The 17,425-nt window shown below is 55.6% G+C and carries 18 protein-coding genes; 10 read left to right on the plus strand and 8 right to left on the minus strand.

The window, feature by feature from the left end:
• From CXF87_RS10045 to CXF87_RS10060, 4 genes are all read left to right on the plus strand, one after another.
• A partial coding sequence (locus CXF87_RS10045) for a sensor domain-containing diguanylate cyclase (RefSeq protein ID WP_232774877.1) occupies nucleotides 1-1,551 on the plus strand: 1,551 nt, incomplete at its 5' end.
• Between the two features lie 46 nt (nucleotides 1,552-1,597).
• Nucleotides 1,598-2,263 (plus strand): ABC transporter ATP-binding protein, encoded by a 666-nt coding sequence (locus CXF87_RS10050; protein WP_101146542.1) that lies wholly within the window; start codon nucleotides 1,598-1,600, stop codon nucleotides 2,261-2,263.
• Entirely contained in the window at nucleotides 2,260-4,740 is a 2,481-nt protein-coding gene (locus tag CXF87_RS10055; protein WP_198556042.1) for an ABC transporter permease, read from the plus strand. The genes CXF87_RS10050 and CXF87_RS10055 overlap by 4 nt, the downstream gene beginning before the upstream one ends.
• Before the next feature lie 10 nt (nucleotides 4,741-4,750).
• Nucleotides 4,751-5,938 (plus strand): lipocalin-like domain-containing protein, encoded by a 1,188-nt coding sequence (locus CXF87_RS10060; RefSeq protein WP_101146543.1) that lies wholly within the window; start codon nucleotides 4,751-4,753, stop codon nucleotides 5,936-5,938.
• 43 nt (nucleotides 5,939-5,981) lie between these two features.
• On the opposite strand, the gene CXF87_RS10065 is transcribed toward CXF87_RS10060, so the two are convergent.
• Nucleotides 5,982-6,299, minus strand: coding sequence for a c-type cytochrome (locus CXF87_RS10065; RefSeq protein WP_101146544.1), 318 nt, complete (start codon nucleotides 6,297-6,299; stop codon nucleotides 5,982-5,984).
• A gap of 112 nt (nucleotides 6,300-6,411) precedes the next feature.
• On the minus strand, nucleotides 6,412-7,689 hold the full coding sequence (locus CXF87_RS10070; protein ID WP_101146545.1) for a PQQ-dependent sugar dehydrogenase: 1,278 nt from the start codon (nucleotides 7,687-7,689) through the stop codon (nucleotides 6,412-6,414).
• A 285-nt stretch (nucleotides 7,690-7,974) separates the two neighbouring features.
• Here CXF87_RS10070 and CXF87_RS10075 point away from each other — a divergent pair, with 285 nt between their 5' ends.
• Genes CXF87_RS10075 through CXF87_RS10090 form a run of 4 tightly spaced genes read left to right on the plus strand, consistent with a single transcriptional unit; the run spans nucleotide 7,975 to nucleotide 11,109 of the window.
• Nucleotides 7,975-8,868 (plus strand): 3-keto-5-aminohexanoate cleavage protein, encoded by an 894-nt coding sequence (locus tag CXF87_RS10075; protein WP_101146546.1) that lies wholly within the window; start codon nucleotides 7,975-7,977, stop codon nucleotides 8,866-8,868.
• A complete protein-coding gene (locus tag CXF87_RS10080) occupies nucleotides 8,865-9,818 on the plus strand; it encodes an L-carnitine dehydrogenase (RefSeq protein WP_101146547.1) in 954 nt (317 codons plus the stop codon). The genes CXF87_RS10075 and CXF87_RS10080 overlap by 4 nt, the downstream gene beginning before the upstream one ends.
• Nucleotides 9,818-10,273: a thioesterase family protein gene (locus CXF87_RS10085; protein WP_101146548.1), complete on the plus strand. Its 456-nt coding sequence runs from the start codon at nucleotides 9,818-9,820 to the stop codon at nucleotides 10,271-10,273. The genes CXF87_RS10080 and CXF87_RS10085 overlap by 1 nt, the downstream gene beginning before the upstream one ends.
• Before the next feature lie 14 nt (nucleotides 10,274-10,287).
• Nucleotides 10,288-11,109: an alpha/beta hydrolase fold domain-containing protein gene (locus CXF87_RS10090; RefSeq protein WP_101146549.1), complete on the plus strand. Its 822-nt coding sequence runs from the start codon at nucleotides 10,288-10,290 to the stop codon at nucleotides 11,107-11,109.
• Between the two features lie 68 nt (nucleotides 11,110-11,177).
• Here CXF87_RS10090 and CXF87_RS10095 read toward each other — a convergent pair whose 3' ends face one another.
• From CXF87_RS10095 to CXF87_RS21595, 4 genes are all read right to left on the minus strand, one after another.
• The gene (locus CXF87_RS10095; RefSeq protein ID WP_101146550.1) at nucleotides 11,178-12,134 is read right to left on the minus strand and encodes an ABC transporter substrate-binding protein; all 957 of its coding nucleotides are present in this window, start codon (nucleotides 12,132-12,134) and stop codon (nucleotides 11,178-11,180) included.
• Nucleotides 12,135-12,239: 105 nt separating this feature from the next.
• Nucleotides 12,240-13,208 carry a GlxA family transcriptional regulator gene (locus CXF87_RS10100; protein ID WP_101146551.1) on the minus strand — a complete coding sequence of 323 codons (969 nt, stop codon included), beginning with the start codon at nucleotides 13,206-13,208 and terminating at the stop codon, nucleotides 12,240-12,242.
• A 196-nt stretch (nucleotides 13,209-13,404) separates the two neighbouring features.
• Entirely contained in the window at nucleotides 13,405-14,517 is a 1,113-nt protein-coding gene (locus CXF87_RS10105) for an RNA-guided endonuclease InsQ/TnpB family protein (protein WP_101146552.1), read from the minus strand.
• A 130-nt stretch (nucleotides 14,518-14,647) separates the two neighbouring features.
• On the minus strand, nucleotides 14,648-14,743 hold the full coding sequence (locus tag CXF87_RS21595) for a DUF333 domain-containing protein (protein WP_232774878.1): 96 nt from the start codon (nucleotides 14,741-14,743) through the stop codon (nucleotides 14,648-14,650).
• Nucleotides 14,744-14,937: 194 nt separating this feature from the next.
• On the opposite strand from CXF87_RS21595, the gene CXF87_RS10110 reads away from it, so the two are divergent.
• Entirely contained in the window at nucleotides 14,938-15,426 is a 489-nt protein-coding gene (locus CXF87_RS10110; protein ID WP_101146553.1) for a pyridoxamine 5'-phosphate oxidase family protein, read from the plus strand.
• Entirely contained in the window at nucleotides 15,419-15,982 is a 564-nt protein-coding gene (locus CXF87_RS10115; RefSeq protein WP_332870634.1) for a CAP domain-containing protein, read from the plus strand. Before CXF87_RS10110 ends, CXF87_RS10115 begins: the two co-directional genes overlap by 8 nt.
• Nucleotides 15,983-15,997: 15 nt before the next feature.
• On the opposite strand, the gene CXF87_RS10120 is transcribed toward CXF87_RS10115, so the two are convergent.
• Nucleotides 15,998-16,486 (minus strand): CreA family protein, encoded by a 489-nt coding sequence (locus CXF87_RS10120; RefSeq protein WP_101146555.1) that lies wholly within the window; start codon nucleotides 16,484-16,486, stop codon nucleotides 15,998-16,000.
• A gap of 105 nt (nucleotides 16,487-16,591) precedes the next feature.
• Nucleotides 16,592-17,425: hypothetical protein (locus CXF87_RS10125; protein ID WP_198556043.1), on the minus strand; the 834-nt coding region annotated here is incomplete at its 5' end.

Below are 17,425 nucleotides of genomic sequence, written 5' to 3' on the forward strand. Positions count from 1 at the left end.
ATTCAGGGAAAAGACTATTCGAAAGATCTAGTCTTAACGACTGCGCTACCTGCATTTTTAGTATCTGATCTCCTCAAGTGTCCTAATCTGCCCTCTCTACCTTCTGTCGCTATTAATGTCCTGAAGATTGCACGCACAGAGCACCCTTCGGTAAGCGAGTATGCCAACGCCATTGAGCGTGATCCAGCCTTAACCATGCGGATCATTACACTTGCGAACAGTGCCTTTTTCTCGCGTACCCACATTAAAGTGCACACGTGCCATGAAGCGGCTGCCCGCCTGGGGTTAGATGCCACACTGGCAGCAGTAATGAGTTTCAGCCTACTTCAAAACAGGGCGGTCGATACCCATTATCAGCGTGTATGGATGCGCTCGATCATTGCCTCGTTAGCCGCACGACACCTTGCCATTCATCTCTGCGCCGACATGGCAGGACCTGTTTTTACGGCAGCCTTGCTTCAAGACATTGGCATTATTGCCTTGCGTGCAACTTATCCTATAGAAAGCAGCCATTTATATTCTGAAGCCGCCCTATCACATCGGCAGTTAGCAGAATCAGAGCAACGGCTTTTTGGCTGCGACCACTCTCAAGTAGGTGCTTGGATTGCCGCTAAATGGGGAGTTCCAACACCTCTTGCCCAACGTATCTGTGATAGCCACGGTGAATACGACATTGCCGCCCCGGACATGGTATGTATTCAGTTATCTGGCCCCATTGCCGATGCCTGGCTCTCTTCAAACCCAGCGCAATCATTAGTCACTGTGATAAGGGAATTTGAAACCTATCGGGGCACCCACACGATCTCTTTGCGGCATTTATTAGAAAATATTCAGCAGCAGTTACCGGCGTTGGCTGACATGTTGCAAATGTCAGCCCCTCCGCTACAAGATAACGAATCGCTGCTTGCTGAGGCGCAACAACTACTATTTCGGCAGACGTTACAGCTCAATGCGCGTCTTGAGATGCAACAGGCGGAACTCGCTTCGTTGCGTCAACGACAAGATGAGCTAGAAGAGCGCTCGCGAACCGATACGCTCACAGGCCTTGCGAACCGTGCCTGGCTGGAAGTGCAGATGCAAAAGCGTTTTGCCCTGTGTCAGCAACAGTCTCGCATCATGTCAGTTGTATTTATTGACCTGGACCATTTCAAAAAACTGAACGATAAGTACGGGCACCAAATGGGCGACCAAGTGCTCGAAAAATTCGGCAAGACGCTTCAAGCGTTAATTCGCGAAGGTGACTTGGCTGGCCGCTGGGGCGGTGAGGAATTTTTGATCATTTTACCTGATGAAAACGCCAAAGCTGCCCATGTTTTCGCAAAGCGAATTGTCGAGCGTTTAGAAAAAATCCCAATGGGTCGTGATGGCAATGTTCCCATCCATGTCTCCGTCTCTATTGGTATTGCCTGTTTAAATGATGGCGGGTTTGGCAGCGCAGGCGAGCTAATTGATGCGGCTGATAAAAGCATGTATTTCATCAAGCGCACAGGGCGCGGCGGCATAGCCGTGTATGGCGAGCGCGGCGCACCGATTACGCCTATTGATAACTAGTCTGGCGTTTGCGATTAGTGCCTTTCCTCAGTAAAAAGAGCAGCCTATGCTGGAACTTCATCAGGTCCATAAAACCTATACGACACCTCAAGGCCCGCTAAAAGTACTCGACGATGTCTCCCTTCGCTTGGCACCTGGCCAAAGCCTCGCATTGATGGGCGAATCGGGAAGCGGCAAATCCACTCTCCTCCATCTTGCTGCCGGTTTGGACCTGCCCGATCAGGGCAGTATCACACTCGCGGGACAGAACGTATCGACGCTAGCCGAACCCGACCGCGCCAAGCTACGCCGCGAAAAATTGGGCTTAGTATTTCAGCAATTTCACTTAGTCCCCAGCCTAACGGTCATCGACAATCTGCGCCTTCAGGCGCGTCTGGCCAACCGTAACGATACCGACTGGACAGCCTATTTAATCGCACGGCTGGGGCTAGAGGGGCTGGAAAAACGTTACCCAGAACAACTTTCCGGCGGGCAACAACAACGCCTGGCCATTGGCCGCGCTTTAGCCCCGCGCCCGCCGCTGTTACTAGCCGACGAACCGACGGGCAACTTGGATGAAACCACCGCTGGTAAAGTGCTTGAACTGCTATTAAGCCTTGTCCGCGAAACCCAGTGCGCTCTACTCGTTGTCACCCACAGCTTACAAGTAGCCGCACCGCTAGATCGCTGCCTGCGCTTGCGCCACGGCCAGCTGATTAACACCGTGACATGATCAAGTCTCTGCCCACGGTGGTGGCAACGCTGCTTGCCCACTACCGACGTCATCCAGGCCAATTAGCCATGCTACTACTCGGCCTGTGGGTAGCTAGCGCTCTATGGAGTGGCATTCAAGCCATCAACGCCACGGCTCGCGACAGCTACGCCCGCGCCGATGCCATGTTTGATACCCAGTTAGATCAGCTTGAGCGATGCGATGGCGCTCCCCTCACTCGTGCGGACTATCACGCCCTACGCCAAGCGGGCTTGCCCGTTTCGCCCATGCTAGAGGGTGAAGTTGTCACTCAAGATGGCACCCGGCTAACATTGATCGGCATTGATCCGCTGACCCTTGCCAGTGATAACCCGCTGGCCCAAGCAGACTCCTCGGGATCGTTAACCGACTTCCTGACACCGCCGTGGCAAACGCGTGCAGCCCCCGACACCTTAACGGCCACCACTACCCTGGCGAACGGCAAGACACTCCCGCCGCTCGTCTCAGCGCCAGTGCTACCGCCGGACACGCTGATGATGGATATCGCCGCCGCCGCACGGCTACTTGAGAGCGGTGAAGAAATCACGCGCCTTGTGGCCGCGCCGGGAGCACTGGGGGAAGCGCCGGTCGGATTAACGCTCACCCGTGCCACACGCATCGCCACCCCCGGCCAACTTACCGAAAGTTTTCACTTAAACCTTACGGCGTTGGGGCTACTCGCTTGGGTCGTAGGGCTATTTATCGTGCAGGCCGCGCTAGGTTTGGCTTTGGAACAACGCTTGGGCATGCTGCGTACCCTACGAGTACTGGGGGTCTCAGGGCGTAGTCTGATTCTAGCGCTCGGCGTAGAACTCATCCTGCTTGGCCTGATAGGTGCCGCTGCTGGCATCGCCAGCGGTGTATGGCTGGCACGCCTATTACTGCCCGATGTAGCGGCCACCCTAGGCTCACTGTATGGCGCAGGCGTTGGTAGAGAGCTCAACTTACCGTGGCATTACTGGGTCGGCGGGCTAGCGGTTAGCCTTGGTGGGCTACTGCTGGCGGGCGGCGGCGTGCTGTGGCGCGCTGCACGCTTAAACATGCTGGAATTAGGCCAGATGCAGGCTTGGCGAAGTGGTTACCGTCGACAGTTAATGTTGATGAGTATCGGCGGCGCTTTCGCAGTGGGCGTTGCGCTAGCTTTGTATATTTGGCTTCGCTTTCAGCCCCCAGGCGATGGCTTAGTGGCAGGCTTTGCGCTGGTTGCCGCGTTACTTCTGGCCAGCGCACTGTGGCTCCCCCCCTTGCTAGCCCTCGTATTGAAAGTGCTGACACATCTCGCCCGACGACGCCCGCTAGTTCATTGGGCACTGGCGGATATGCAGCTTCAGCTACCCAAGCTCTCGCTTGCCATGATGGCCCTACTCATCGCCCTGGCGACCAATCTAGGGGTCGGCAGTATGGTCGGTGGTTTTCGTCTCACCTTTTTAGAGTGGCTGGATCAGCGCTTAGTCGCCCCCCTCTATTTGAATGCCCCCGCCGAGCAATATGCAGACATTGATATTTGGCTGGCTGATCAACCTGACGTATCAGAGCGCCTGCTCACTCGGCGAAGCGAGGCCGTTCTTGAGTCCATCATTACGTCCGACGGCAGTCGCACTTTAGCCACCCCTGTCGAGCTTTATGGCATTACGCCAGGCGAATCTTTGACACCTCACTGGCCGCTCCTGACGACCCAGCTGGACCGTGACACTGCCTGGGCAGCCTTTGAGCATGGCGCGGCTTTTATTAACGAACAACTCGCTACTGCTGAGAATCTTTCCCCCGGCGACCAGCTAAACATTCGCGCGCCGGGCTCCAATGAAGCGCTGACCATCGCCGCGACTTACCCTGATTATGGCAATCCCAGCGGGCAGATTCTCATGGCATCGCCCCAGCTTGCCGCACGCTTTGATGCCCCGCCAAGCTCGATGGGCGTGGTGCTGCATGCCAACGCCGATGTGGATGCCCTGCGTGAAGCACTTACCGAGCGCTTTGGCCTGGGCAGCGATGCCCTTAGCGATCAACGCGAGATCAAGCGCATCGCCACCGAGATTTTCGAGCGCACCTTTACTATTACCCGTGCCCTGAATGTACTGACCTTAGCGGTAGCAGCCCTGGCGCTGCTGGCCAGCCTGCTTGCCCAGGCCCGCAGCCGACGCCAACAGCTAGCACCGCTCTGGGCGCTGGGTATTCCTAGGGCACAGCTGGCCCAGCTTAGTTTGGTACAGCTGGGGGGTGCGGCATTGGTCACCGGCCTGCTGGCACTGCCACTGGGTATCGCGATCACCTGGGGCTTGGTGGCGATCATTAATGTGGCTGCCTTTGGTTGGCGCCTACCGCTCTATCTATTCCCTTGGGAAATGGCTGTCACCTTAGCGACCGCGGTTGCCGTGGCGCTGTTATCTGCAGCACTGCCTGCGCTGCGCTTTTGGCGTGTCTCACCGCGCACGTTACTAGCAGAAGAGGCCAATCAGTGAGCCAAAATCAATGAGCTTAAGTCGACTGCAAAACTTCCGTCTTCTACTGGCGTTTACCGCGACGCTGATGCTTTACGGCTGCAGTTCAGAAGAATCAACGTCTTCTGCTAACACAGGCTTTGCCGGGCTGGGCCAGGAGGCTGATGGCTTTCAACATGCCGAGCCAAACCAGTTGCTTACGTTTCCAACGGATCACGCAGCACACCCGGATTACCGTATCGAGTGGTGGTACTTAACTGCCAACTTAGAAGATGCCTCTGGCGAGCCATTTGGCCTGCAGTGGACACTTTTTCGTCAAGCGTTAATACCGCCCAGCGAGCGCCCTGCTCCCACACCCTGGGCGGCTGACCAGCTCTGGATGGCCCATATGGCAATCTCCCAGGGGGAACAGCACGAAGTGGCCGAGCGCTTCGGGCGCAGCCACTCTCAGGCCGACCTGAGCGTCCACCAGGATAGCCAAGCAGGCATCATCTCTAGCCCCTTTCATGCCTGGTTAGATGATTGGCAGCTTAAAGCGAGTGGAGAAGCTGGCAGCGACGCTTTTAGCCCTCTAACGCTCACCGCCTACAGCGGCGAAGGCAAGTCGCGCTTTGGCTACATGTTAACGCTTACCGCCCAAGGGCCACTGGTTTTGCATGGGGAACAAGGGTTCAGCCAGAAAGCCGCCAATGGCCAAGGCTCAATGTACTATAGCCAGCCCTTCTGGCAGATAGACGGCAATGTCACCCTTAACGGCGAGACCAAAGCTGTCAGCGGGCGAGGCTGGCTCGATCGGGAATGGAGCAGCCAGCTACTCGATGCCCGTCAGTCAGGCTGGGATTGGCTATCGCTGCATTTTAACGACGGTCATAAGCTGATGGCGTTTCAGCTACGTGGCGGTGGTGACAACACGGATCAAGAGCAAGGCGCTGACTATCGCTCGGGCACCTGGATTACCCCGCAAGGTGAACCCACTCCATTAGCAAATACCGACATCATCATGACGCCGCTGGCAACGTCGTCTGTGGCCGGGCGCGACATTCCCACCCGCTGGCGACTGGCAGTGCCTTCAGCGGGCGTCGATATCATCGTTGAAGCGCCCTACGCCAACCGCTGGATGACCACCAGCGTGCCGTACTGGGAGGGCGAAGTGGAGATCAGTGACCGCGCCAGCGGCGAACCGCTTGGCGAGGGTTATCTGGAAATGACAGGATATTAATAAGCAAGTGGCGTAATTTATGCTGCTCTTTTAAGCAGCCATGTCACTCGGCGCTCTCTGCGATAAAGGCAGCTAGATTAGCAATATCATCATCCGATAAATTGGTAGCATTGGGGATCATCAGAAAGGAGTTTGATCCCACCTTTTCACCGGCCCGGTACGTTTCAAGGCGGGAGGTAATATACTCCGCATCCCGACCGCTCAGTGATGGAAAGCTAGCCATTCCCTTCCCGTTTGGTCCGTGACATTGGGCACATGCGTCAGCAAATAGCGCTTCTCCGGCGGACTTATCTGCCGCCTGACCCGTTGTCGACCCCATCGCCAGCGCCATCGTAATAATGAAAAACAGCGATACCTTCATAGTGACCTTTTCCCAGTAGAGTGGTCTTGATCAAAAAGCATGAGTTGGTTTGGGTGAGAACGCAGCCGCACTGAGCTATGCCAGGAGCTATGCCAGTGCGGCTGCCATTAGCTTATTCCGGAGTGATGCGGTAAATGCTGCCTTCATCAACCGCCGTATAAAGATCACCCTCCGGGCCCAGCACCACCGAACGGAAGCGAGCAGCTCCCATGGGCACCGGCATTTCGGTAACGTCATTGACCGAAAGACCATCCTCCGCGATATCAATCAGGTTAATACGCTGCCCCACCGGCGTACCTCCAAAGCCAATGCCCATAAAACCAACAACCAGACGGCCGTCCCAATCGCCCCACTGCTCGCCGACTAGAAACTCGGCAGACGAGATACCCTGAGAAAGCCCATCGTTTTTCCAAGCAGGCTGCATAGCGTCAGGGTAGGTTTCGGTGTCGGTCACCGGCATATAGGCCGCCCGCTCTTTTGGATCCATCCCCTCGGTCTGATTGGGCTCATAACCGCAATAATCGTCCGGGCAGTCGCCACGGCCCGCCATGTTCGGTTTCGGATCCCAGCCACTATTACCACCATTGACCAGCGCATTGATCTCATCCGAATGCCAGGGGCCGTGCTCCGTCACGATGGGCTGCCCTGTATCAGGGTGGAAGGTGATGCCCTGTACGTTACGGTGACCATAGGTATAGATACGTGGATCGAAGCCCTCAGGCGGTTCGTTACCCTCGGCAGCCTCGCCATCCCGGTCAATACGCAGCACCTTGCCACCAAGAAGCTCCGGTGACTGCGGTATCTCACTGTTATGATTATCGCCAGTGGTCACATAAAGGTAGCCATCCTCGGGGCTGAAGCGGATACGTCCGCCATTGTGTGCGCCAGCATCGCCGAACGGGTGATCGGTGGCGGCGGGCTTGTAAGGAATATCCTCGACAATGTCAGTGCGATCCGATACCTCAGTGAAATCACTGTTTACCGTCATGCGCTGCACACGGTTAGTGCGTGGCTCAGACATGTTGGAGGCAGAGTAAACGTAGACCGTGCGGTTTTCGTCAAAATCGTGGTCGATTGCCACACCGTTCATCCCGGCCTGACCCTCGCAGACAAGATCATCGGCGGTGGTGGCATACTCCTCCGTGCCTTCCATGCCTAGCAGATGCTCTACCTCACCATCGGGGAGCCGCACCGAAAGCCCAAGACAGCGTTCGGTATAAAACATCGTCCCGTCGGGCAGAAAGGCCATATCCCAAGGGTTTTCAAGACCGGTTAACACCTCAGTCTGGCTGAGTTCAGGCTCATTGGCAGTCGCAATGGCGGGTAAGCCTATGATCACCGCAGAAGCGATGAACGCAGATAGCGGCCGCAGAACGGGTTTATGGGACATTGAAGGCACTCCTTCCTAGCGTTGTTTGTAATTGTTATCCATTTTGCCATGGGCTTATTTAGTTTAGATCGGCAACCATGGCGGTCAATATTTACCGTGAACCAAGTTTCTAATCAGCACATTGCGAATTGAGCAATCCCCATTGTGGGGAGTGAGGAGGAGACAATTCACCAATGGAGATCAAAAACCGCACCCTGTGTATAGCGAATGTCGCTTTATGACAACCAATGTCTGCACACCGCGACACACTAGTAAGCGAATAAACTGCTGACTAGAGAGCACGCCATGAATCGCAATGTCATTCTCACCTGTGCCGTTACCGGCGCAGGGGATACTACCGCCAAAAACCCCAGCGTTCCCGTGACACCCAAGGCCATCGCGGCCTCCTGCATTGAAGCTGCTCGCGCCGGGGCAAGCATCGCGCATATCCATGTTCGCGACCCGGAGACCGGCGGCATCAGCCACTCTTCTGAGCAGTTCCGCGAAGTAATGGAGCGCGTTCGCGAGGTCGATGTGGATATCGTCATGAACATCACCGCGGGCGGCGGCGGCGACTGGATACCCGATGCCACAGACCCCACTCGCGGCGGCCCCGGCACCGATATCCAAACGCCCGCCGAACGTCACGCCCCTGTCGGCGAGCTGCTCCCCGAGCTGTGCACGCTGGATTGCGGCAGCCTCAATTTTGGCGACATGGTTTACGTCAACCCGGCTGACTGGCTGCGTGAACACGCCCGCCTTGTTCAAGCCGCAGGCGTTAAGCCGGAGCTGGAGTGCTTTGATCTGGGCCACGTCTGGTTTGCCCGCCAGCTTCAGCAAGAGGGCTTGATCGATGGCGACCCGCTCTATCAGCTCTGCCTGGGTATTCCCTGGGGCGCCGAAGCAGACACCGAAACGATGTTGGCCATGCGTAACAAATTACCCACCAACGCTAACTGGGCTGCGTTTGGCATTGGTCGCCATCAAATGCCCATGGTTGCCCAAGCCGTGCTGCTAGGTGGCCACGCTCGGGTCGGGTTGGAAGATAACCTGTTTTTAGAGAAAGGCGTGCTGGCCAACAACGGCCAACTGGTCGAGAAAGCGTCGACCATCATTGAAAACCTCGGCGCCCGAGTAATGACACCGGCAGAAACCCGGGCACATCTGAAGTTACGTAACCCGTCAGGAGGTGACGCATGAGCCGCTTAGCCGTGATTGGTACTGGCGTGATTGGCAACGGTTGGATTGCCCGCGCCCTAGCTCAAGGGTGGGACGTCGTCGCTTTTGATCCAGATTCCCACGCGCCTGCGCGCACCCAATCGTTTATCGACAATGCCTGGTCTTCGTTAACTCAGCTAGGCCTTGCGCCCGGTGCTAGCCCTGAGCGGTTAACCTTTGCGACCACGATCGAAGAGGCCGTGAACGGCGTTGACCTGATTCAGGAGAACGTGCCCGAGCGTCTACCGCTAAAGCAAGAAATTTTAGCCGCTATCGATGCTGCCGCCGCACCGGACGTCATCATTGGCTCGTCGACTTCCGGCTTCAAACCCACGGACCTGCAGCAGCAGTGTCGGCAAGCACCTGGGCGTGTGATCGTCGCTCACCCCTTCAACCCGGTGTATTTGCTGCCATTGGTAGAGCTTGTTGGCGGTGAGGCCACCCAGCCCGCCCAAATCGCCAGCGCCCAAGAGTTGTATCAGTCGCTCGCCATGCGGCCGTTGGTGGTGCGCCGTGAAATAGAGGGCCATATCGCCGACCGCTTGATGGAAGCGCTGTGGCGTGAAGCCTTGCACTTGGTCAACGATGGCGTGGCCACCACAGAAGAGATCGACGCGGCGGTGGTTTACGGCTGCGGGCTCCGCTGGCCATTGATGGGCACCTTTTTAACCTTCCACTTGGCGGGCGGCGAGCCTGGCATGCGCCATATGCTGGAGCAGTTTGGCCCCGCGTTAAAACTACCCTGGACCAAACTGGAAGCCCCAGAACTCACCGACGAACTCATCGACAAAGTGGTCGAAGGCTGTGAGCATCAGGCCGCGGGGCGTTCAGTGGCCACGCTGGACCGGCGCCGGGATGACTTTTTAGTCGAGCTGCTGGAAGTAGTGCAAAAATACTGGCCGGAAGCCGAAGGTCTAAAGGGGCGCATTTAATGAACATCCATGAAACCCACGTCGCCCCCGAGTGGGTCGACTACAACGGGCACATGAACGACGCGGAGTACGCCCGCGTCTTTTCCCAGGCCTGCGAAGCACTGATTGACCAGATAGGCTTAGACGAAGCAGGCCGTGAGCACTATGGCTACACGATCTATACGCTGGAAACCCACCTCTGCTATCGCCGCGAGGCGCACCAAGGTCAGCCGCTCAATATTGACCTAACGCTGCTCGATAGCGATGCAAAACGCCTGCACGTGTTTTTCGCCATGTTCGATGACGAAGGCAACCTGCTGGCAACCAGCGAACAGATGCTGATGGGCATGAAGCAAGCTTCCGGGCGACCAAGCCCGTTTCCCGAAGCGGTCGCAAATCATGTGGCGGCACTGCCACGGGCAGAGAGCGATGCCTGGCCGGAGCTTGCTGGCCGCACCATCGGTATTCGACGCTGAGGGTGACATCAAAGATGAACGTAGACGCCTTTATTCAACGCTTTAGCGCAGGGCTGGCCATGATGGAGGAACTGCCCTTGCCTCAATCGCGGCGTGCCTACGATAAGCTTTGTCGCACCGTCGCCCCACCCGACCCGGCAGGAATGCGGATCGACAATAGCATTTGTGAGGGTGTTAGCGTGCGCCGCTTTATCCCCCAACGGCGAACGCCAGGCTGCGTGCTGTTTATCCATGGCGGCGGTTTTACGATCGGCTCAGCGGAGAGCCACCACGGCCTCGCCGCCAGCTTGGCACAAACCCTTGAGCGTGAAGTGGTGAGCGTTAACTATCGGCTGGCGCCAGAGGTGGCTTACCCCGCCATGTTGGCAGACTGCCAAGCGGTGTTAGAAGCGATTCATCCTGTTGCGCTGGTGGGTGACAGCGCGGGCGGACGACTGGCTATCGACCTTGCCCATCAGCTTAATGAAGCACCGCCGCTCGGATTGATCTACCCACCGGTCGGCGAACTTTCAACTAGCTGCCTTGGGGAGGAAGCACCACTACTGTCACGCAGCGATGTGCTCAGTATTCGTCAACAGTGCCCTGAGATTATCGCCACCCAGCGGGATTGTAGCCCTCCTGCGAGCAGCATCGAAGTGCTCACCGTGGAGCACGACCCGTTAACGCGGCCTGTCGAAACGGCGGTGGTGCTCTGGCAGCAAGCGGGGGCGTCCATTGGCTACCGCTGTGCGCCGCAGATGGTACATGGCGCGCTTCACGCCCACACTCAGCTACCCGACATGAGTGCCGCTTGGCAGGACTTTTGCCACACACTAAAACGGCGCCTTAATCATTAAGGCGCCGTTTCGTCGTTCAGTTCGTAAAAAACGTGCTTTTAAGCGTCGAGCTATTAAGAGCCGAGCTATTAAGAATCAAACTGGGCCCGCACTTGCTCAATAGCGGATTTGCCATCGCGGGTTTCAACACCGTCTAACCATTCGGCAACGGTATCCAGGTTGTTACCAATCCACTCGTTCGCCACTTCATCCGCCGGGCGCTCTTCGTAGCTGTACTCGTGCACCCACTCGTTCTGGTCCTCGATCGCCACCACGTATTGCGACAGGAAGCGGTGCACCTGTGGTGCCTCATCGGCAAGGCTTGCCGGGGTAATAGTCCACACGGTGCTTTCAATGGATGCCACGCCCGCATCATCGCTGTCGGCTAAATAGGCTAAATCAAAGCTCACGTTCATCCAGTGAGGTTCCCAGCCGACAAACGTGACCCATTCCTCGTCAGCCATTTTTTGCTCCGCCTGGGCAAGCATGGCCGAGGTCGAGCTTTCACGAAGCTGCCAATCCCCCAGACCTGCCAGGTCGTTATCGATGGCATTGAGAATGGCGTCGTTAATGCCCGTGCCCGCTTCAATGCCCTGGATTTCGCCATCGAAGCGGTCATGGTGCTCAGCCAATTCAGCGACCGTAGTAACACCCGCATCGTAAACATACTGGGGAACCACCAACCCGGAATTGGCCCCGCTGATATTGGACACCACTTTTTCGACTTTACCGTCGGCCACTAGCGGCTCAACCATATCTGTCTGTACTGGATACCAGCCACCCAGATAGATTTCCAGGTCATTGCGCGCCAAGCCTTCCAAAATAACGCTAACCGCTAAATCTTGCTGGCGGGTTTCGTAACCCATGCTCTCCAGCAATTGAGCAGCAATTTCGGATTTTACCGTGACCCCAGGCCATGGCGGCACGCCTAAACGCAGCTCATCAAGCTCTGCCATGGCAGGCGTGGCAGCAAATGCAGCGAGTAAAAAACCCGCTTTTAGCGACAACGACTTGGTGGTGTTAGAGCGAGTAGTGACAGACATCATATGGCTAAACCTCTTATTAGTTGGGTTTAGTTAGTATGCGCGGCTGCCTCCCAACTACTAGGCACTAAGCGACGCTTGTCCGACATTACACGACACCATTGAGCCTTAAACGCTTTTCTCCCGCACCTGCCGGGGCGAATAGCCGTAATGGGTACGAAACGAACGCGCAAAGCTGGAAGACGAACTAAACCCGCAGGCTAACCCCACCGCCAATACGGCTAAATCGGTCTCCGCTAACAGCCGCCGGGCGCGCTTGATGCGTAGCTGCAAGTACCACTGCCGCGGGGTCTCGTTGAGCTCTTGCTCGAATAAGCGCTGAAGCTGGCGGACCGATACCTCTACCCGGCTCGCGACCTCTTCGAGGGAAAGCGGCTCTTCAAGGTTCTGCTCCATCAGCGCCACCGCCTCGACCACACGCCGGTTGTGGGTGCCAAGGCGTTTCACCAGCGCCATGCGCTGCTGGTCGCTGCGAGTGCGGATTCGGTCATGGATGAGTTGCTCAGACACATCGATGGCCAGCTTCGCGCCATGCCGGCGCGCGATCACCTCAAGGGCCATATCCATGGCCGCCGCCCCACCCGCACAGGAGAAGCGCCGCTCCCCCAGCTCATACAGCTCATCCGTGGTCTCAATACCCGGAAAGCGTTCACGAAATGCAGGCAAACTCTCCCAGTGCAGCGCCACCCGCTCGTGTTTTAGCAACCCAGTGGCCGCGAGCAAAAATGCCCCGGTATCAATACCGCCCAAGCAGCAGCCCGCTTGATCCAACTGATGAAGCCAGGCCATTAATGGTCGAGTGAGATGGGCTTCCGGCGTAAACCCGCTGCATACCGCCAGCGAAGGCAAGTGATGGACATCCGCCGTTGCTTGATCCGCCATCAGCGTCATACCGTTAGATGCCGTCACCGGCCCACCATCAGCGCTGATCAAGGTCCAATCGAACAGCGGACGGTTGGCAATGCGATTAGCGATCCGCAGCGGCTCTACCGCCGCAAAGAATGCCATCATCGAATACTGGGGCAACAATAAAAAGCCCACCATTTCCGGTAGTGGGCCTGTATAACTAAGACGCATATTCGTGCTCGATATCAGTCATGGAAAGCGTTCATTGACATCCTCCGACCACTAAATCAGAGATGATAGTGGCGGATTCCCAAGTTGTTACCTTCCTGGTTCCTGCTTCGGTGTTCGCCGCCTTCAATACCTTGGCATTGCCGGTCTGACACAAACTCCACAGGCGTAAATTCCCGAATGCCCTTCGGTATTTACTTCAACTCTCGGCACCGGCTAACAACGCGGTGCCTGCTTGTAGAATATTGCGGGCGGCATTGAGGTCACGATCAATGCCTTGGGTGCCGCAGTCTGGGCAGTCCCAGGTGCGGACATTCAGTGGTAGTGAGGCCATCACAAAGCCACAGCCATAACAGCGTTTGCTGCTGGGGTACCAGCGGTCGATTTGGACGAACTGCCGTCCCGCCCAGGCCGCTTTATAGTCAAGCTGGCGCACCAGCTCGCCCCAGCCAACATCGCTTATGGCTTTGGATAGATGTCGGTTTTTGACCATATTCTTAACCTGCAAACTCTCCGCCGCGATCACTTGGTTCTCGTTGACGATCTGGCGGGTGAGTTTATGGAGGTGGTCAAGCCGACTACCGGCAATTTTAGCGTGGCATTTAGCAACCTTTAGCCGCGCCTTGGCGCGGTTGTTGGAGCCTTTTTGCTTGCGGCTCAATTGCCGCTGCGCCCGCGCCAGCTTGCGGGCATAGCGCGCCGTATGACGCGGATTATTAACGCGCTTTCCGTCACTGGTGACGAATAAATCTTTCAGCCCAAGATCAATGCCCACCATCTTCGGCGTGATCGGCAGGGTGTCGGCCTCCACTTTGCACAGACAGCTAACGAAGTAGCGACCAGCCGCGTCTTTGGATACCGTAACGGTGCTAGGGGTAGAAGGTAGATCGCGGCTCCAGCGAATGTTCAGCGGTTCGCTGCACTTGGCCAGCGTGATCTGTCCGTCACGGTACGAAAATGCCGAACTAGCAAAGGTGGCGGATTGGCGATGCTTTTTGGATTTAAAGCTCGGATAGCGAGCCCGCTTGGCAAAGAAGTGTTTGAACGCCATTTGCTGATGCCGCAGGCATTGCTGCAACGGCACCGAACTGACGTCGGCCAGGAACGCGGTGTCAGGCTGCTTTTTCAACTGCGTTAGAAATGCGCTAGCGTCATTGTAGCCGATCTTTTCCTGACGCTGATAGAACGCATCGGTGCGATAGCGCAGCACCGCGTTCCAGACAAACCGCACGCATCCAAACGTCCGTGCCAGCAAGGTTGCCTGCTCGGGCGTGGGGTAAAAGCGGTATTTGAAAGCGCGTTCGGTTTTCATTTCTTACAACTTATATGCATTTATGTAAGATCGCAAGCATTAGAAACAAGGCGTCCTTTCGGACGCCGTGCTATCCATCTACGCCCAAAACGTGCCTTGGATGGGGTGCTCCGCGCTTTTCAATAAAGCCCTAGTCGTTGTCGAGCCGCTCCATACGGTATAGCCGCCACTGGTTCTCGACCCGGCCATCCGGCAAGTGGCAATAGCGTCCGGTACCCAACCACATGGCAGCCTCCTGCTATCAACATTAAAGCGTGTAGCCATCCACTTTAATCCTGCACGGCATTAGTAACCACCTTACCTGCACTATTTGGCGTTTGCTGATGTCGACAATGGTAGCTAGGCTGTAGCTAGCAACATCGACGTACAAGCATTGTCGATGGCTATTCGCAATACTTAATTCATAAGGAGAGTGAAGCTATGTCCAGCCCTGAACATAAGCAAAAGATCTGGAAGATGATCAAAGACATTAAAGTTGGCATGCTCGTTACGCTGGATCACGATATGCCGCGAGCTCGGCCGATGCACTTAGTGCAGGAAGAGTATGATGGCACCCTGTGGTTCTTTACTCGCCGCAGTGCTGAAAAAGTGTTTGAAACCAAGAGTGATCATGATGTTTGTCTCAGTTTTTCTGATCAGGAAGATGGCGTGTACGTTTCGCTTTCGGGCAAAGCCAACCTGATCGATAACCGTGATCTGATCGAAAAATACTGGAACCCTTTCGTCGGCGCTTGGTTTCCTGAAGGCAAGGATGATCCAGACGTCGCACTGCTTGAAGTTAAAGTCCAGATGGGTGAGCACTGGAAAGCCAAAGAGAGTAAAACCTTTCAGCTCTATGAGATCGCCAAAGCTAATCTCAAAAAGGACGCCACTCCAGACCTAGGCGAGAATGAAAAATTCGGTGGCTAACCTCCTTACCAAGAAGCGCCCTACTGCCGGGGCGCTTTTCAGCCTAATGCTTGTCATGCTCATGGGCTCAAATAGCGCATGGGCAACTGACGAATCCCAGAGCGATAAGGCCAGCGTGCAAGATCAGTGTGAACTCACCGATCAAGAGCGGGAAATGCTCACGCTGATTAACGAGGCGCGCAGCCAGCAGCGGCAATGCGGCGATCAACGGTTTGAGGCCGTGGGATCGTTAGTTTGGAGCTGCAAGCTGGAAGCAGCGGCCAAGAGCCACTCCCAGGACATGGCCGAGAATGACTACTTTAGCCATACAGGCCCGGATGGCGCGGGAATTGAGCAACGCGTCAATAATCAGAATTACGCATGGCAAGCCGTGGGTGAAAATATCGCCGCTGGCCATACCTCGGTGTCCGCAGCAGTGGAAGGCTGGCTAGAGAGTCCCGGCCATTGCCGCAACATCATGAATGACGCCTTTACCGAGATGGGCATGGCGAAAGCCAAAGATTCAGAATCGCGCTATTCAATCTACTGGACACAAACACTCGGCAACCCTCGCTAAGCACACACGAGTCAATTACTGGCCGCCTCCTAACCCACCATAGTGGACGGCCGTAATCGCATTTTTAGGCGAGCCATCTACCAGTTTGGTGCTGTAGGTGAGGTACACAAAAGTCTGCGTTTCGGTATCGTGCATCCGGACAACGCGCATATTTTTGAACAGTGCCGAGCGCCGCTGTGTAAAAATTACTTCTTGCTCATCTACCTCAGCGGGGTCAAACACAATCTCCCCCGTCTGCCGACACGCTACGCTAGCTTCACTCGCCTCCTCAGCAAGCCCTACCGCGCCCGAGATCCCACCAATTTGAGAGTAGGAAAGATAGCAGGAGATGCCCTGCACTTTCGGATCATCGAAGCGCTCCACTTCGATCGTATTGTTCGGGCCAAGCAGCTTGAACTCGGTTCGCACGCTACCGATGTGAGCATCCTGAGCGAGCAGCGCGGGTGGGAACAATGCAGACATAAGAATGAGCGCCCTGAAAGTGGCGCGTTTAGAAAAAAACATGGTTAGCTTCCTTTGCAATAATTAGCCTAATGGTGGGCAGGAGAGGAGTATGTCTGAGGCAACATAAAATGCTTCCTTATAGTATTTAGATAACGGGGGCTGACCTTACCGTGGTCTGCGTATACCACTCCAAGTGCCATAAATACTATGACGCACAAAGCCCCACTCTCCCCAGAAAACATCCATGTTATCCTTTGGAACGCTAAATAAAAAATAGCCACCATTATTACTGAGCGACCACTGCCCTGTGATGGAAATCGCGTCTTGCCCACTGCTGTACTGTATATTGAAAAGATCTCCAACGGCTTCACTGCCAGCCAACCGGTAAGCACCTCTACTGCCTTTAAAATCCACACGTGCTCGAACATGACTGCCATCGTCAGTTGTATAACTCGTATCCCAGGAGCTTTCATGAAGCCGCGGGAACTTCGCAGTGGGTGGCGGCATCATCATTTTTATTGAACTTGGCCGTACGTCTGTAGCTGGGTTAATTTCGTTGTCAGTCTCAATCAAGCAGAGAAAATGTTCTTGCACACACACAGGGGGAGGCTCAAACATTTCGCCAATAGTCGGTAAATTGCTTGGCGGGGGGAACCACGACTCATCGATTTCCTCGATTCGCCCCCGACGATATTCTGGGCGGAGGAGCGAATATTGTTCGGATGCCAAATCAAATCGACCAATGAATTTCTTGGTAGTCGAATCGAAGTAGTACGCTTTATCTGGGGCGTCATCATAAACAATCACAATTTGTTGTTGGTACTCAAGGCTATTTTCTGGGTTCTTCGCGAACCAAAACGTCGACCTGAGTCTTTTTTCTGAATCACGGGTCCAGCCATCGGTTTTATCGCCGTTTGTGTAAAATTGGTCAGGATGCTGCAATTGCACCTGCGCAAAGACCTCGCTAATTGAAGACAAGAGGATAAATATAAGTAGTAT

The organism is Halomonas sp. MES3-P3E, assembly GCF_002836035.1.
Lineage (GTDB): Bacteria > Pseudomonadota > Gammaproteobacteria > Pseudomonadales > Halomonadaceae > Vreelandella > Vreelandella arctica.

Bases quoted from the DNA above. Each gene is read 5' to 3' on its own strand.
- CXF87_RS10050 (WP_101146542.1), top strand. From the start codon at position 1,598: ATGCTGGAACTTCATCAGGTCCATAAAACCTATACGACACCTCAAGGC.
- CXF87_RS10055 (WP_198556042.1), top strand. From the start codon at position 2,260: ATGATCAAGTCTCTGCCCACGGTGGTGGCAACGCTGCTTGCCCACTAC.
- CXF87_RS10060 (WP_101146543.1), top strand. From the start codon at position 4,751: ATGAGCTTAAGTCGACTGCAAAACTTCCGTCTTCTACTGGCGTTTACC.
- CXF87_RS10065 (WP_101146544.1), bottom strand. From the start codon at position 6,299: ATGAAGGTATCGCTGTTTTTCATTATTACGATGGCGCTGGCGATGGGG.
- CXF87_RS10070 (WP_101146545.1), bottom strand. From the start codon at position 7,689: ATGTCCCATAAACCCGTTCTGCGGCCGCTATCTGCGTTCATCGCTTCT.
- CXF87_RS10075 (WP_101146546.1), top strand. From the start codon at position 7,975: ATGAATCGCAATGTCATTCTCACCTGTGCCGTTACCGGCGCAGGGGAT.
- CXF87_RS10080 (WP_101146547.1), top strand. From the start codon at position 8,865: ATGAGCCGCTTAGCCGTGATTGGTACTGGCGTGATTGGCAACGGTTGG.
- CXF87_RS10085 (WP_101146548.1), top strand. From the start codon at position 9,818: ATGAACATCCATGAAACCCACGTCGCCCCCGAGTGGGTCGACTACAAC.
- CXF87_RS10090 (WP_101146549.1), top strand. From the start codon at position 10,288: ATGAACGTAGACGCCTTTATTCAACGCTTTAGCGCAGGGCTGGCCATG.
- CXF87_RS10095 (WP_101146550.1), bottom strand. From the start codon at position 12,134: ATGATGTCTGTCACTACTCGCTCTAACACCACCAAGTCGTTGTCGCTA.
- CXF87_RS10100 (WP_101146551.1), bottom strand. From the start codon at position 13,208: ATGCGTCTTAGTTATACAGGCCCACTACCGGAAATGGTGGGCTTTTTA.
- CXF87_RS10105 (WP_101146552.1), bottom strand. From the start codon at position 14,517: ATGAAAACCGAACGCGCTTTCAAATACCGCTTTTACCCCACGCCCGAG.
- CXF87_RS21595 (WP_232774878.1), bottom strand. From the start codon at position 14,743: ATGTGGTTGGGTACCGGACGCTATTGCCACTTGCCGGATGGCCGGGTC.
- CXF87_RS10110 (WP_101146553.1), top strand. From the start codon at position 14,938: ATGTCCAGCCCTGAACATAAGCAAAAGATCTGGAAGATGATCAAAGAC.
- CXF87_RS10120 (WP_101146555.1), bottom strand. From the start codon at position 16,486: ATGTTTTTTTCTAAACGCGCCACTTTCAGGGCGCTCATTCTTATGTCT.